This is a genomic window from Chitinophaga sp. RCC_12 (assembly GCF_041360695.1).
Lineage (GTDB): Bacteria > Bacteroidota > Bacteroidia > Chitinophagales > Chitinophagaceae > Chitinophaga.
On sequence record NZ_JBFUPS010000001.1, the window covers coordinates 1234436 to 1249933 of the forward strand.

The window sequence follows — 15498 nt, forward strand, 5'->3', positions numbered from 1 at the left end:
GATATGATGAAGGTATTTACAACAAGGATTATTCCGGAAGAAGGGTTATCACTCCTGCAACGTGCAGGCTTTACCGTTACACAGTGGTCGGAAGAAAAGGAGATGACAGCTGCGCAAAGAGTACAGTATTGCAAAGGCAGTGACGCCTTGCTTTTCGCCGGTGGTGAAAAACTGGACCGGGCATTTTTGGAACAATGCCGGCACCTGAAAGTGATCAGTCTTTTATCTGTAGGGTATGACAATGTAGATCTGAAAGCTGCTACAGAACTGGGTCTACAGATCACCAATACCCCCGGCGTATTAAGTAATGCCACCGCCGACACCGCTTTTTTACTGATGCTCTCCGTGGCTCGTAAAGCGTTTTATCAGCATAAAAGAATTTTAAAAGGCGAATGGGGGTTTTCTACTCCTACCGCCAATCTCGGCACCGATATAGAAGGGAAAACACTGGGCATATGGGGCCTGGGCAATATAGGTACGGTAATGGCTAAACGCTGCAAGGCTGCTTTTGGCATGAAAATCATTTACTGTAACCGGCACCGCAATGAAGCCGCCGAAAAAGAACTGGATGCCACCTTTGTTCCTTTTGATGAATTGTTACAACAAAGCGATGTTATCAGCATACACACCTCCCTTACACCGGAAACAAAAGAAAAATTTAACCGGGAAGCCTTCCGCAAAATGAAGTCCACTGCCATTTTCATTAATGCGGCACGCGGAGGCATCCACAATGAAACAGACCTCATTGCCGCTTTACGTGAAGGGGAAATATGGGGCGCCGGACTCGATGTTACCAACCCTGAACCCATGCAACCGGATAATCCACTGCTGGAAATGCCTACCGTAGCAGTACTGCCGCATATTGGCTCTGCCACACTGGAAACCCGGAACGCCATGTCCAGGATCGCTGCACAGAATGTAATTGCTGCGTTAACCGGCCAGCCGGTGCCGAACCCGGTGAATCATATTTACGACCTGTAAACAAATACCGCGGTTGATTGTTGGGCTGGTACAATTCAGTAACTTTAGTTAAAGCACAGCAGCATGAAAAAGGTCGCTATCATTGGCGGATTACGTGTCCCTTTCGTAAGATCCTTTAAAGAGTATAACCATATCAGCAACCAGGAAATGTTGACCACGGTACTGAGTGCATTGGTGGACAAATACCAGCTTTCCGGGAAACGGCTGGGAGAAGTGGCATTGGGCGCATTACTGAACCGCTCCACGGATTGGAACTTCGCCAGGGAATGTGTACTGGGTACCTCCCTGGACCCGCATACGCCCGCCTATGGTGTGCTGAGAGCCTGCGGTACCAGTCTGGATACCACTATACAACTGGGACTTCGCATTGGCTGCGGACAAATAGATACCGCCATCAGCGGCGGCAGCGATACCAACAGTGATATCCCATTGCTGTTTCAACAACAGCTCGCATGGAAGCTGGCAGACCTCCGCGCTGCCAGAACCTTTTCCCAACGGTTAAAAATACTCGCCTCCATCCGCTTCAAGGATCTGAAACCATTATACCCTTCTATTGTAGAACCCAGAACGGGATTATCGATGGGCCAACATACTGAAAAGATGGTGAAAGAATGGGGAATTACACGGGAAGAACAGGACGCGCTGGCATACCAAAGCCATATGAATGCCGCAAAGGCGTATGAGGAAGGTTTCTTCAATGACCTCATTATTCCTTACAAGGGTGTAAAAAGAGACACTATTGTACGGGCAGATACCACGCCGGACAAACTGGCTGCACTAAAGCCGGCTTTCGACTTCAGCGGCAAAGGTTCCTTAACAGCGGGTAACAGCACTTTATATACCGATGGCGCGGCTGCTTTGTTAATGGCCTCCGAAGAGTTTGCCCAGCAACAGAACTGGCCGGTGCTGGCGCACCTCGTGGATGCAGAAACTGCCGCCGTGGATTATGTGAACGGTGAGGGCCTGCTGATGGCGCCTACCTATGCTGTGGCACGTATGCTGAAACGCAATCACCTGAAGCTCCAGGATTTTGATATTTATGAAATCCATGAAGCCTTCAGCGGGCAGGTACTGTGCACGCTGAAAGCATGGGAAGATGCGGCCTATTGCAAAAAGCTCGGCTGGGATACGCCGCTCGGAAGCATCGATCGAAACAAATTAAATACAAAAGGCGGCAGTGTCGCTATTGGCCATCCCTTTGCAGCCACCGGCGCACGTATAGTTGCTCAAACGGCTAAGATATTGCAACAACGCGGCAGTGGCCGGGCATTGATTTCTATCTGCACCGCCGGCGGCATGGGCGTAACGGCTATCCTGGAAAGATAAGCACCAGTTTCGCCCTTACTTTTTTAAAGAGGCCAGGTATGTAACCAGGTCCACCAGTTCCTGCTGCGGCATGGCCGTAGCAAGGCCGGTAGGCATCAGGGAGTGTTCGTATGCTTTCCGTGATACAATGGTGCTTTTCTGCAGTTTTACACCCTGACCACCCGCCGTACGCACATCCACTTCCTCTTTTGTTTCCCCGGCAACATAGCCCAATACCTGCGAGCCATCTTTCAGTTTAAAGAAATAGCCTTCAAAGCCAAAGCTGATACCCGCATCCGGTTCGATGATGGCGTCGTAGATAGCGCTTTTGGTAAGCTTGCTGCCAATTTCCGTTAAGGCAGGGCCGAAGTTCACACCGGAGTTTCCATCCAGGTGGCAGGTAGCACAATAATTATTAAATACTTTTTTTCCTCCGGAGATGTTGCCCGGCAAGGCTGCCAGCTTATCCACAGGCGGCAGCACGTGGCGTACGGCTGCAGGCTCATAATAGGCTACAGCTTTGGCTTTGATGTCTTGCCGCCATGCGTTGGTGAGTACTGCCCTGGCCACCGTATCCAGGTCGGCAGGAAGTGATTTGGCTTCTACCATATTCCACAGATCTGCAAATCCGTCCCATCCATGACCGAGGTTGCGGGTCGCCTGCTGCCGTAACGTTAAAGAATATACGTTGTTGCGCATCAGTGAAGCAAGCAATGCGCGGTTGGTGCGGTCCTGTCCTTTGCCAATGGCATTTATCAATATAGCGCCGGATAGGGAATCCTTTTTTGAAATGGCTTTTATCACCAGCGGCTGTCCGCCGCATTGCAGGAGGGTTTTCATGGCGTATCCCTGCACATCGTCGCGTTCTGACTCCAGTACCATCTGCAAAAGCGCTTCATTCTGATCGCGGACATGATACTTTTGCACGAGGTCAATGAACTCCATATGTCCTTTGAATGCACTCAGGCTGTTGCGGAGCAGGACTTCGATATCCCGCGTTTTGGGCACTGCTTTCGCATCCAGTTGTATAAATGCCAGTGCATTGATATAGGCTTGTTGCGGGTGCTGGCCTTTCAGTAATCCCAGCAGTACCGGCGTGCTTTCTGCGGCGGGATAAAAATCGAATGCGCGGAAATAACGTTTGTTTTGCAGGGGATCTGTACCCGGTTCCAGGATCAGCGCCGCTAACAATGGCAGTGCTGCCGGTGTTCTGGCGCGCCAGATGATATCGTGGTCTGCTGCGGGATTCTTTGTATTGGGAGGCAATTTCCGCCACTCGTTGAAGCAGGCATCCCAGTTGCCATCTGCCGCGATGCCCAGTGCTTCCAGGTACCACCGGTCTTTCCCGTTGTATTGTGCCGCCAGCAATGCCCAGTTGGCCGGCATGTCTTTTTCACGGCTATGATGCATGGCCAGCAATAGCTGACGGCGCACAGCGGCAGAAGTATCTGCCACCAGCAGATTGCCATAGGATACGCCGGTTTCTTTGGCAGCGCGGATGGCGGTAATGCGGATATCTTCATCTTTATCTTTCAGCGCCGTTTGCACATATCCGTTACCGTTAGGCAACCTGCTGAGCAGCCATAGCGCGCGGGCGCGGTAACGGGAGTTGTCACTGGCATACAGTTGCTGTAACTCCTTTTCTGCGGCTGCACCCATGCCGGACAGTTTCGTCCAGGCAAGGTAACGGGTACTGAGATTAGGATTCTTCAATGCAGTAATGGCATCGGCCGCGGTGTTGAGCACCGGTGGCTTCACCTTATACTGGCTACCGGGCGGGGCTATACGAAATATCCGGCCCCTGTTCAGGTCGCCTACCTGGTGACCACCAACACCGGGATCATACCAATCGGCTACAAACAGGGAACCATCCGGCGCCACACATACATCTGATGGCCGGAACCACTGATCGGAACCGCTTTCCAGGATATTTTCAATGGTGGCCGTATAGCCGGCACCGTATTTTTTTACAGGATAGGATCTTACCACATTATGGCCGGGCTCTCCGTGGATCATCTGGTTACGGAAAGGAGCGGGCAACAGGTCGCCTTCATAGATCACCATACCGGTAGGTGAACCGGAACCGGTTTGCAGCAGGTTGGGTACCACACCGGGATCATTAAGATGCCAGTGCCGGTAAGGGATAGAATCTTCCATATTCATACGGCGGGATGACCAGCCAGCGCCGGTCATCTCATCCGTATAACCATAGTTGCCGTGTTCAAGAATATAATTGATGCGAACACCCCGGTTACCATCATCATCGTTATCACTCTGCCACATGTTACCAAAAGCATCCACCGCCACTTCGTAGTTGTTGCGGAAATTATGCGCCATTACTTCCAGGTTGCTGCCATCTTCATTACAGCGGAAAATCATCCCCTGCCGGTAAGGCCTTCCTTTGTTGGCGATAAGGTTACCCTCCGCATCACGAATTACGTTTCCGTTTTTATCAAGTATGCTGTCGCCGGCATTACCGAAATTAAAATACAGTTTTCCATCGGGACCAAAAGTAAATGAGTGGATGGCATGATCATGCTGTACGCCGCCAATACCACGGAACAGCAATTCCTTCTTATCCGCTTTATCATCTCCGTTGGTATCTGTAAAAATAAAAACGTTCGGGCTGCAGGACACAATCACTTTATTTCCGAGTACACAAATACCTAATGCTGCATTAATGCAGGTATCCTGGTAAAACACTTTGGCAGTGTCTGCCTTACCATCGCCGTTAAGATCTTCCAGGATCATAATACGGTCACCGGCAGCCTTGTACGGATGACCAGGATTTAATTCATTGCGGTAATTATAGGCCTCCGTGATCCATACCCGCCCCTTTTCATCAATGTCCATGTTGGTGGGATTCATGATGCTGGGTTCACTGGCAAACAGGGTTGTTTCCAGGCCGGAAAGTGTTTTCAGTCCGTGTACGGCATTTTCAGGCAAGCGTTGCTGGGCTTCCGTTAGTACAGGCGGGATAGCCGCAGGTTTATTGGATTGGCATGCGCTGATAACAGTGGATACCATAAATAACAACCGGTGAATGTGTTTCATATACGTGGAAATAATTAAATGTCAATATAACACGTATTAAAAGTAATAAAATAATTTACATTTTTTCATAAAAAAAACCCGTCCCGGGAAACCGGGACGGGTGGTCCATTGTCATCCATTTCACCGAATAAATAATTCGTTGCAGGTATAGTGCAGATACCATGCCGGAAATGAATAAACAGATGAGGATTAAAAACTTAGTGCAGTATTTTTTCCAGTTCTTTTTCCAATGCTTCCCCCCTCAGATTAGTAGCAATAATGCGCCCCTGCGGATCGAGCAGGAAGTTCTGCGGAATGGAATGGATCATATACAATTTGGCGATATCACTTTTCCACCATTTCAGATCGCTCACATGATGCCATACAAGACCATCCTTTTCAATAGCAGCAGTCCATTTTTCTTCGTCGCCGGTTCTGTCGAGTGACACACCCAGGATATCAAAGTTCTTATCTTTAAACTTATTGTATGCTTTTACCACGTTAGGGTTTTCAGCGCGGCAGGGACCACACCAGCTGGCCCAGAAATCAAGCAATACATATTTACCTCTCAGGTCAGATAACTTCATCGTTTTACCATCAGGAGTAGCAGCAGAAAAATCAGGAGCTACCTGGTTCTTTCCCAGTAATGCAGAAGCTTTCAGCAGTTCGGCTGCTTTTTGCCCCAGGCTCGACTGCCGCAATGCCGCTGGAAATTTATTAAACAGTTGCTGCGTACCTTCCACGTCTTCCACGCGGCCACCCATGTTTTCATAAAGGGTCGCCAGGCTCACATAATAATCGGTGTGCGCGAGCATAAACTTTTCCTGCAATGCATCTTTCTCTGTTGCCAGTTTTCTGAAAGCCATGCTCAGCGCGTAATAACCGGTAGTATCTCTTTCGGCCTGCATCATCATTTTCTGCCCGATAGCACGGAGGGAATCCATACCTTTTGTAACAGGCGCCAGCGCCGCATCCATTTCCTGCTGTTGTTTGGTAATGGCGGAACCTTTGATCACTGCACCGGACAATGCGTTGGTTTCACCAAGCGTTTTGAGTGTGAAGGTCATCTTGTCGTTCGGCGTAATATACAGGGCCTGGTTGCCACGCAGTGGTTTATCTGCCGCCTTGGTCGCTACGCTTAACATCGCCGCTAAAGTATCGGTTACTTCATACTGCAGTTTGAAAGCGCCTTTTTCTATCAGGGCAGAATCCAGTTTTTTATAGCCGTTACCGGATACATTGAAGAGGTAGATGTACTCCTTGTCAAAAGCCGCGGGTATTTTACCGGTAATGACAGACTTCTTTTGTGCAAATGCACCTGAAACGGCTACTGTTGCCAGGCAGCCGAGAATCATTTTTTTCATACGATGAATGATTGGTTGGTTTTGCCCGAAAGTATAAAAATGCAGCAGCCCCTTCAAATGCTTAATGACAGGCGGTCGATGAACCATGATTACCGGCGTGACTCAGGGAATGAGTACCAGCCTGCTACCGCCGGGCACTTCCCTCGTCCAGGCCGCGGATATTTCACGGAGGGGCATCTCTATAGTATTAATCAGCAGTTTCCCTTCGGCGGCATTCTTCATAATTTCAGGAAGCATTTTAAAGATGGCTTCTATAGATACGCTGCCAATACCACTTCCAAGAATTTCCAGCCGTGAACTGCGCAATGCGCCAGAAGGGAGCGAAATAGGATCTCCTGCCATAGCGCCCACCTGTATGAGACGCGTACGCGGTGTTTCCTTCACCATACTTTTAGTCATTAGTGCCGTGATAAGCGCCATTACCGGCTCGCCCCACAGGTAATCCAATACCACATCATAAGGCTGGGCGGCAAAAGCTTTTACCAGGTTTTCGGGAGATTGATCCAACGCGATGCACTCATCTGCTCCAAGCCCGCGCAATTTTTCCAGCACGGCTTTATTGCGACCGGCGGCAATTACTTTGCCGGCCCCAAGCAATTTTGCCACCTGTACAGCCAGTTGACCGGATGTACCGGTAGCGCCTAGCACCAACACCGTTTCCCCTTGTTGCAACTGGGCCTGGTAGGTTAATGCCATCCACGACGACATAGCGGGATTAAAAATAGCGGCGGCAGTGGCATCAGTAAGGTTGTCCGGCACCGGGATATGCCAGCCCGGGGTGGTAATGCTTAATTCCGCGAAAGTGCCATAAGGCTTACGTACGGCGCCGAAATATACCCGGGAGCCGTCTGCCAGCAGCCCTATACCATCCACACCGGGAATAAAGGGCTGATCGCCACCCGCGGAATAATGCTTTCCCGCTGCAATAGACTTTACTACATGATGTATGGCCGCGGCCTTTACCTGTATGATTTGTTCTTTTTCTCCGGCGGCAGGATCGGCGAAATATCCATATTGAGGAGCCTGACCGGGTGTTACAATTGCTGCATTCATCTTCTTTGCGTTTTTATGTTACAAAGGTGCACGACGAAAAAACAGGATCACTTTACATTTGTTAAGAAATTACCGCTGGAGTTTATTCCTGATCCGGCTAAGGGATACGGGGGTAATGCCAAGATAGGAAGCAATGTATTGCAGGGGAACCCTTTGCAGGATGTGCGGTTGCTCACGGATCAACGCCTCATAGCGCTCCTGTGGCGTATCACGGATCTGGGATATGAACATTTTAGCGTAACGCAGCAAACGTTGGAAAGTAATTTCTTCCATCTTCGACCTGAAACCCGGCATGCTATCAATTACCAGGTCCATGTTTTCTTTCGAGATCTTATAGAGCCGGGCGGCAGTAATAGTTTCTATTGTACACATACTTGGCTGGCCGGTACGAAAACTTTCAATAGAAGACACTCCTTCTCCCTCAAAGAAAAACTGGAAGGTAGTATCTTTCCCTTTATTGTTAAACCACACACGCACCGCTCCTTCTATGATGAAATAAGCATACCGGGATATTTTGCCTTCCTCCAGCAAAACGGATTTGGCAGGTACGCTGATATCTTCATAGAGGTGCTGGTACCGCGACCAATCAATGTATTCAGATCCATTCATAAGTGTTGCAGCTGAAAATATCCGAGGTGAATAGGATCGGCTGTCACACCATTTGCCGGGCTGATCTCCAGTGTATATTTTTCTTTGAGATGCGCCGGTAAAATATCTTTTACGGTATGCACATCATCCACATCTACGCCATACTTATCATCCACATGTGAAGTAGCCTCTCCGAATGAAGTATGCTTATAAAAGGCCGTTTGTTTGGATGCCCGTATTGATGCGCCGATATCTTTCTGCACGCTGAGGATCTTGTAATGAAACTCTTCCATTTCATCAGGCTTGTAACCGCCCAGGTTGAGGAAAAATAATTGCATCTCCTGTTGCAGGGGTTCTTTTTTCTCCACCACCCTGATCCGGTGGTTATCCACCACATTCACTTCCCTGTACCCATCGATGTGCAGTTTATCTTTGGCCTCCGGCCAGAAGGCCTTCATATCAGGGATCAGGTCACGCAGGTGATGACCGATTCCAAAAAAAACATCGTGCTGCTCGGTATGACGCCCTTCCAGCGAACATCCCAACACCACCATGAACAATTTTAACGCTGCCATTTTTTTACTGTTTGCAGTAAGAAAGGTACAGTATTTCATCAATTATACGATAGTAAGATGAAAATGCTGGCCTGCCTTCAATTGCAGTGGTGTAGACAGTTGAATAGTTACAGCGCCGTTTTCTTCTTTGAAAGTGGCGGGTATTTTTTTATCTCCCAGCAATACCTGCTTCGCGCCGGTATGCTGCAAGCACAATGTATTTATTTGCAGTTGACCATACTTCAGCTGCAGTGTATGCCTGCGCCCTTGTTGTGTATAAGTTCCCCAGCCTTCGGCGGTGACAAAAGGCGCTTTGAAATGCTCCTTGTTTATAGCCGGTGCAAAGGCGATAAAACCTTTAGGGCCATGATAGCGGAATCCGCTGGCAGTAATAAAAGTGCCATAGCTGGCCATTGCCCGCGCATAGTGATCACTACATTCAATTTCGTTAAACGGGTTACGCTTTGCTGCATGGTACCGGTCGTGTACGGCGCGGGTAAGCGTAAGCGCTTCATCTGTCATGCCTTCTGCCATCATATGCGCGGCTACCTGGTGTTCAAAACCACTCATGCATTCATTAAAATAACCGAGCTGCCACGCATTTTTTACACCAAAGGGAAACTCCTCATTGCGGGGATTCGTATTCAGGATCATACCGCCTTCGCCTGCGAGGGCATAGGGCCGGCCTCCGGGATGAGCCGTGATATAAGGTCCCACGTCTGCCTTAAAATTATATTTATACAACGCCTTTAAAGCCGATAGTGTTTTTTCACGGTCAATTACCCGGTCCATGCCTACCTGGAAAGCCCAGCTCTGGCCATATACCTGGTCGATATGACAGGTATTGTAAGAGCCGATTACCGACCTGCCCTTTACCTTATCCGGCTGATGAATAAAATATTCGCCGTTGAATAACTGCGTTTCCATGTTCCGTTTCCCTTTCTCCGTATAGTCGTTGCAGATAGCAGCGAAGGCAGTGTCATTTACTTCTGCGGCCATGAGTGCGGCAGCTTTAACAGCGGCGATACACAAGCCTACTATCCAGGCAATTTCCCCGTCCCAAACAGCATCCAGTGTATTTTCCATCGGTGTGTCTTCCATGCCGTCGTTGTTGCGGTCCTGGCGGATCAGGAACAGAGTGGCCTTTTTTATACTGGGCCAGTTTTGTTGCAGGAAAGAATCATCCCTGCTCATCTGGTGCTCGCGGTAAATACGCAATATGGTGCCTGCTTGTCCGTCGATGGCCGGGCGCTTTTCCGCTTCTCCGCGGAACAGGATGCCACCATCAGGCATCTGGCCGATGCCGAGATCCACCCGTTGCCGCGTGTCGCGCTCCAGCGCCGGGAAGATACGTCCAACGGCCTGCGCATACTGCCATACGTGCGTGCAGGTACCTTCACAGGCGCCAACGCCTTCCCAGGCATAAAAACGTCCGGAACGGAAACGGTGTGCCGTGGTGGTTGCCAATGTTGATATGTTGAGAAAAGTACGTTCCATAAACCACCATGGCAGCGATGCATCGTACCAGGTATCTTTCCACAAGCGGCTTTCACCGGCCAGGCGCGCATAATTTTCCTGCACGTATTTCATTACTGCCAAGGCATCGGCAAACTTATTAGCGTAGTAGCGTCCCTCACCCTGGATATCTTTGAAATGCAGGTTAGCCGCGTACCAGCTGATAGCAAAATCAGTACGTATAGTCTTGCCCGGTAGTATGGTATGCCTGGTGGCAACGGTGCCGGTCAACTTCTCCCCAACTCCTTTTACTGCCTGCTTTGCAGACATCCGGGAAAAATGTGCGGCCGTTAATTTATCAGCGGGCATTGCCGGGTTTACCATTACTTTATTACCTGCTGCAGCAATACAAAAATTTCCATAGTTGTACTGTTTTTGAAAATCCTCGTCATTGCCGCTTTTAGTACGTACTGTTTCATAAATGCCCTGCCAGTTCTTTCCTTTCACCGTAGTATTTACGCGTTCATGGGCATCTCCGGCAGAATAAATAGCTGTTTTATTTTCCAGCCATCCGAGCACGGTTGCAGTAACAGGTACGGTATCTTTGTTCTCTATTTTATAAGATAGAATGGTCACGGGCAACCCGGAATCATCTTCATTCAAAGGAATAAAAGGTGAGAATGCTTCCAGCGTAACAACTACCGGTAGTGCAGGATCTGTATACCGGATAGTGGCCATCGGGTAAGTGGCTTCAAAACTGATTTCAGGCCAGCTTTCTTCATCGAACCGGCGGATAATGGTTTGGTTGCCCCAGGTAAGTTGCAATGCAAATCCCTGGTCCAGCGGCCGGATATTTTTCGACGGCTCAATATAGCAGGCGCCATCGCGGGAGCGCACTTTTTTTCCACCATCCAACACATTGGCGCTATAGTTAACTACTTTGGGTTCTATACCTTCCTGGTTTTTATTAAAAATGTCCCAGAGCCACAGGCGGCCATCGCCGCCGAGGTATACCGTGCCACACATGATACCTCCCACCGGCATACCGATGTACTGCAGTTCATTTTTGCTCTTGAGATAAGTGGTAGCGTTGCCCCGTTCATACAGGGAAGCGATCCATGCCGCGTCCGGCTGCCGGGTAAACAATAAGCGGCCACTTTCTGCCATAGCGGAACCTAACACCGGCAGGCGCACGGTAAATGCGCCAGCCATTGTTAAACCAATATTTCTTAAAAATTTCCTGCGTTCAATACCCATAAAAAAGTGTTTTATTTCCAGGCAGCTGTTTGTACCAGGTTTTTGTTTTTATCGAGGGCCGATTGTCACCGGTACCGGCATTACAGAAATTGGCAATTTTGGGAAGTCCGGTCATCACGCGCAGGCATAACGCCTTTAGGGCATTACTATCATTGTTCAATATTATGTCTTCCTGCCTGGTATTAATCATAACGGTGGTAAAGCAATATATACAACCTTCAGGAGGGATCATACCATATGTTAAGGTAGCGTCAGGAAATGTGAAGAAATCATCAGGGCGGATGTTGTCTTTCCCAGGATTACACTGATTATGTTGATTACATTGATTCGATTTTGTTCACTGGATTTATAAGGATTAGGGAAGATAGTAGCGAATTTATTCCCCTGTTATCTTCCCTAATATCTTAAAAACAAAAATAAAATTAAAAATCAAAAATAAAATCTAATCAATGTAATCAACATAATCAGTGTAATCAACATAATCAGTGTAATCCTGGGAAAGACAACATCCGCGCTACCATACAAACGTGGCCACTTCTCCCCCACGAAGGGATGCAGCCGCCAATTTGCCTTTTGCTTTGATCTGGAAGTCCTGCGCCGCCGCATCGGTGTTTACCACAATCAGTACGGTTTTGCCGCCAGGCGTTAAAAAGGCGACGTTATCAAGCGGACCGGCAATATTGGAAGCGATTCTTATGGAACCGGCAGGGACAAATTTAGAGGCATGGCCTATTACGTAGTAGGAGGAGTTGCGTGAAATAGCCTGTCCATCAATGGTAATGCCACCGAGGCATTGGGAGCATCCACCCTGATCGGTATGTGGATTCCAATGCGCATCAGCGGCGAGGTTCCATTGCAATACATTGCGGCTCCAGTTACGGGTGGCGCCTACAATCAGTTTGCTGACATTATTTTTCAACTCGCCGGAAAAACTGCCTTTTCCATCAGACCATTGCTCTGTGAAGTAAAGGTGCTTTTCCGGGAACTCATCATGTACTTTACTCAGTGCATCAATAGTGCCGCCATACAGGTGAAATGCAGAGCCATCCACGTAAGGATAAGCGGCTTTGTCTCTCAGAATAGTGAGCGGGTATTCCGGTTTATCACAGTTGTGATCATACAGGATAATTTTTGTTTTGACGCCGGCCTTTTTAAAAGCGGGGCCCAGGTGATCTTTGATAAAGATGGCCTGGTCTTCCGCCAGCATCAGCATGCTCGGATTATTTTTAGGATGTAAAGGTTCATTCTGGATGGTGATGGCATCGATGGTGATGCCAGCGGCTTTCATCGCCTTTACATATTTTACAAAATATTGGGCATAAGCGCCGTAATATTGCGGTTTCAGGCTGCCTCCAATAAACGAGTTGTTTGTTTTCATCCAGGCTGGCGGCGTCCAGGGAGAGCCTAAGATTTTAATACCCGGATTTAGTGCGGTAATTTTTTTCAGCACAGGGATCAGGTCTTTTTTCTCTTCGTTGATATTGAAATGCTTCAGTTCCGGATCTGTTTGTCCTTCGGGCATATCGTCATAGGTAAATACCGATGCGCTCAGGTCGGAAGCGCCGATGCTGAGACGCAGGTAGCTGATGCCAATGCCATTTCCCTTTGTGAGGAACAGTTCTTTCAGCAATGCATCCTGTTGCGCAGCAGGCAGCTGGTTGATCAGCGTGGCGCTGCCACCGGTGAGGGTAAATCCGAAGCCGTCTATCGACTGGAATTTCTTTGCGGCATCTACTTCAATGGTGGCGATACCTTTATCCTGCGCGGTAAATGCCAACTTAGCTGTTTGTTGCTGCAGCGCGATGGATTTGTCGGGAGATGTTAACCAGTAACTGATCTCTTTATTTTTTTTCTGCTGACTTTTTACTGGCTGTATACTTCCTGTCAGCAAGGCGAGGCAACATAGGAGTTGTCCGGTTCTCTTCATCATAGCAAAACAAATTATTAATCGGTAAAAGTATTCAGGAAATTCCGGATTTTCTTATTTGGAGCAATTGTTTCGTTAGAAAATATCAACCTGAATTTCATTGCTCAGGCGTACGGTCTATACTTCCAGTATAAATGCCAGCGCCCTTTTTTCTGACCAGTAAAAATCTTCTCCAAACTTCACAAAGCCTACATGGCCTCCCTGGTGCGGAGTTTCCAGGAAAAGGTAGGGACTATCGGCCGCTATCTCATAAGGGTAACACTCCTTTCCCAGGAACGGATCATCTTTCGCGTTGATCACCAATACCGGTATCCTGATAGAGGACAGCAACGGCCGGGAACTGCATTGTTCCCAATAGGTAAGGGCGTCTTTAAACCCATGCATGGGCGCCGTATAGCGGTCGTCGAACTGCCGGAAAGAACGGATGTCCGCATACCGGTCGAGGCTGATGCTTCCCGGAAACTGCAACTCTTTCAACCGCAGCTTTTCCCCCAGGTCGCGGATGAACCGCTGCATATAGATGATATTGTGTCTTTTCTCTAACTCCGCAGAGCCGCTTTTCAGGTCACACGGCACAGAAATAGCCACGGCCGACTTTATAGCACTGTCCAGCGATGCGCCCCTTTCTCCCAGATACTTTAATGTTACATTCCCTCCCAGGGAAAAGCCTACAAGGTGGATGGCCTTATATTTTTCCAGCGATACCAGGTATTGGATCACGGTATGCAGGTCCTCCGTTTCACCGCTATGGTAAAAACGCAGATTTTTATTCGGTTCGCCACTACACCCCCTGAAATTCATGGATACCGTGTCAAACCCTGCACCATTGAAGATATGCACCATTCCCAGCACATACTTGCGGGTGGCGTTACCTTCCAGTCCATGCAGGATCACTACAATACGCTCATTCCCCTTTTCACTAAAATCCAGGTCCAGGAAATCGGCATCGGGCGTAGCAATCCTCTCCCTCCTGTAAGCCGCCGGCCGGATGCTGCGGAATAAAGAGGGATAAATGGTAAGCATATGGCGATTCTGCAATAAAAAAGGCGCCTGGTAATCTGAGTTATGTAATACGGGCATCCTGCAAATTTACGGATTCAAACACCTTAATCCGTATTTTCGCGGCATGTCACTTCCCGTTTTTGGTATAGAGAAAATATTTAATCTCCCTTACAAAAAGGAAGATTTTAAAATAGTATATCATGCACCGATCAATATGACGGTGATACCGGAAGCGCATAAACATGACTTTTTCATGCTGCTGGTGATTAGCCAGGGAAGCGGTGTTCATACCATCGACTTCAACGACTACAAAGTGAGCGCCCGCAGCGTTTTTTTCCTGGCGCCGGGCCAGGCGCACCACTGGCAGCTGTCGAAGAACACCAGCGGCTACCAGGTGATGTTTTCTGCGGAGTTCATGTTACAGAAAGGGCCCCTGTGGCCTTTTTTCACGCCGTCGTCCAAACCGGTATTAAAGCTGGACAACGCACAGTACGACCAGCTTTTCCGGGAACTGCAGCTGATGGAGCAGGAAACCACCGCCATTATTACGCAACACCGGCTGCAGATTGTGCTGCTGTTGCTGCAGCGCTGGTACGCCGCCATCCACCCGGAAGAAGTGGCTGCCGCGGGGAATCACCTGGTCAACCGCTTCCTGCTGCTGCTGGAGAAACATTATGCGCAATATCATGAAGTGGCCTACTATGCTGCCAAACTGCATGTTACAGCCAGTTACCTGAACCAGGTATGTAAGAAGGAAACCGGCAAAACCGCCGGCGCCTACATCCGGGAACGGCTGCTGCTCGAATCCAAACGCATGCTCACACTCACCGATATGGATATAAAAGAAATCGCCTTTACGCTGGGCTTTAATGATACTTCTTACTTCTCCCGGTTCTTCAGAAAATATACGCTACTTACCCCCATGGATTTTCGGCGCCAGTTATAAAATGTACCCGTGATATTATAACCAGTACCATTT

At 48.7% G+C, this 15498-nt stretch carries 11 protein-coding genes; 3 read left to right on the forward strand and 8 right to left on the reverse strand.

The genetic code is table 11. The annotated features are described in order from the left end of the window. Nucleotides 1-3 precede the first annotated feature (3 nt). Nucleotides 4-981, forward strand: a complete 978-nt coding sequence (locus tag AB6805_RS04760; protein ID WP_370908312.1) for a 2-hydroxyacid dehydrogenase — start codon at nt 4-6, stop codon at nt 979-981. Nucleotides 982-1044: 63 nt separating this feature from the next. Next, nucleotides 1045-2307, forward strand: a complete 1263-nt coding sequence (locus tag AB6805_RS04765) for an acetyl-CoA C-acetyltransferase (RefSeq protein ID WP_370908313.1) — start codon at nt 1045-1047, stop codon at nt 2305-2307. A 15-nt stretch (nt 2308-2322) separates the two neighbouring features. Here the strand turns inward: AB6805_RS04765 and AB6805_RS04770 are convergent, their stop codons facing one another. From AB6805_RS04770 to AB6805_RS04805, 8 genes are all read right to left on the reverse strand, one after another. After that, nucleotides 2323-5340 (reverse strand): PVC-type heme-binding CxxCH protein, encoded by a 3018-nt coding sequence (locus AB6805_RS04770; RefSeq protein ID WP_370908314.1) that lies wholly within the window; start codon nt 5338-5340, stop codon nt 2323-2325. Between the two features lie 197 nt (nt 5341-5537). Continuing rightward, nucleotides 5538-6683, reverse strand: a complete 1146-nt coding sequence (locus tag AB6805_RS04775; protein WP_370908315.1) for a redoxin domain-containing protein — start codon at nt 6681-6683, stop codon at nt 5538-5540. A 102-nt stretch (nt 6684-6785) separates the two neighbouring features. Continuing rightward, nucleotides 6786-7736: a zinc-binding alcohol dehydrogenase family protein gene (locus AB6805_RS04780; protein ID WP_370908316.1), complete on the reverse strand. Its 951-nt coding sequence runs from the start codon at nt 7734-7736 to the stop codon at nt 6786-6788. Nucleotides 7737-7805: 69 nt separating this feature from the next. Next, entirely contained in the window at nt 7806-8345 is a 540-nt protein-coding gene (locus AB6805_RS04785) for a Crp/Fnr family transcriptional regulator (RefSeq protein WP_370908317.1), read from the reverse strand. Continuing rightward, a complete protein-coding gene (locus AB6805_RS04790) occupies nt 8342-8899 on the reverse strand; it encodes a DUF1543 domain-containing protein (RefSeq protein WP_370908318.1) in 558 nt (185 codons plus the stop codon). Before AB6805_RS04790 ends, AB6805_RS04785 begins: the two co-directional genes overlap by 4 nt. 42 nt (nt 8900-8941) lie before the next feature. Further along, the gene (locus tag AB6805_RS04795; protein WP_370908319.1) at nt 8942-11590 is read right to left on the reverse strand and encodes a GH116 family glycosyl-hydrolase; all 2649 of its coding nucleotides are present in this window, start codon (nt 11588-11590) and stop codon (nt 8942-8944) included. 514 nt (nt 11591-12104) lie between these two features. Further along, a complete protein-coding gene (locus AB6805_RS04800) occupies nt 12105-13520 on the reverse strand; it encodes a glycoside hydrolase family 30 beta sandwich domain-containing protein (protein ID WP_370908320.1) in 1416 nt (471 codons plus the stop codon). 114 nt (nt 13521-13634) lie between these two features. Next, nucleotides 13635-14597 (reverse strand): YheT family hydrolase, encoded by a 963-nt coding sequence (locus tag AB6805_RS04805; protein ID WP_370908321.1) that lies wholly within the window; start codon nt 14595-14597, stop codon nt 13635-13637. Nucleotides 14598-14643: 46 nt separating this feature from the next. On the opposite strand from AB6805_RS04805, the gene AB6805_RS04810 reads away from it, so the two are divergent. Further along, nucleotides 14644-15465 carry a helix-turn-helix domain-containing protein gene (locus tag AB6805_RS04810; RefSeq protein WP_370908322.1) on the forward strand — a complete coding sequence of 274 codons (822 nt, stop codon included), beginning with the start codon at nt 14644-14646 and terminating at the stop codon, nt 15463-15465. The last annotated feature ends 33 nt before the right edge of the window (nt 15466-15498 follow it).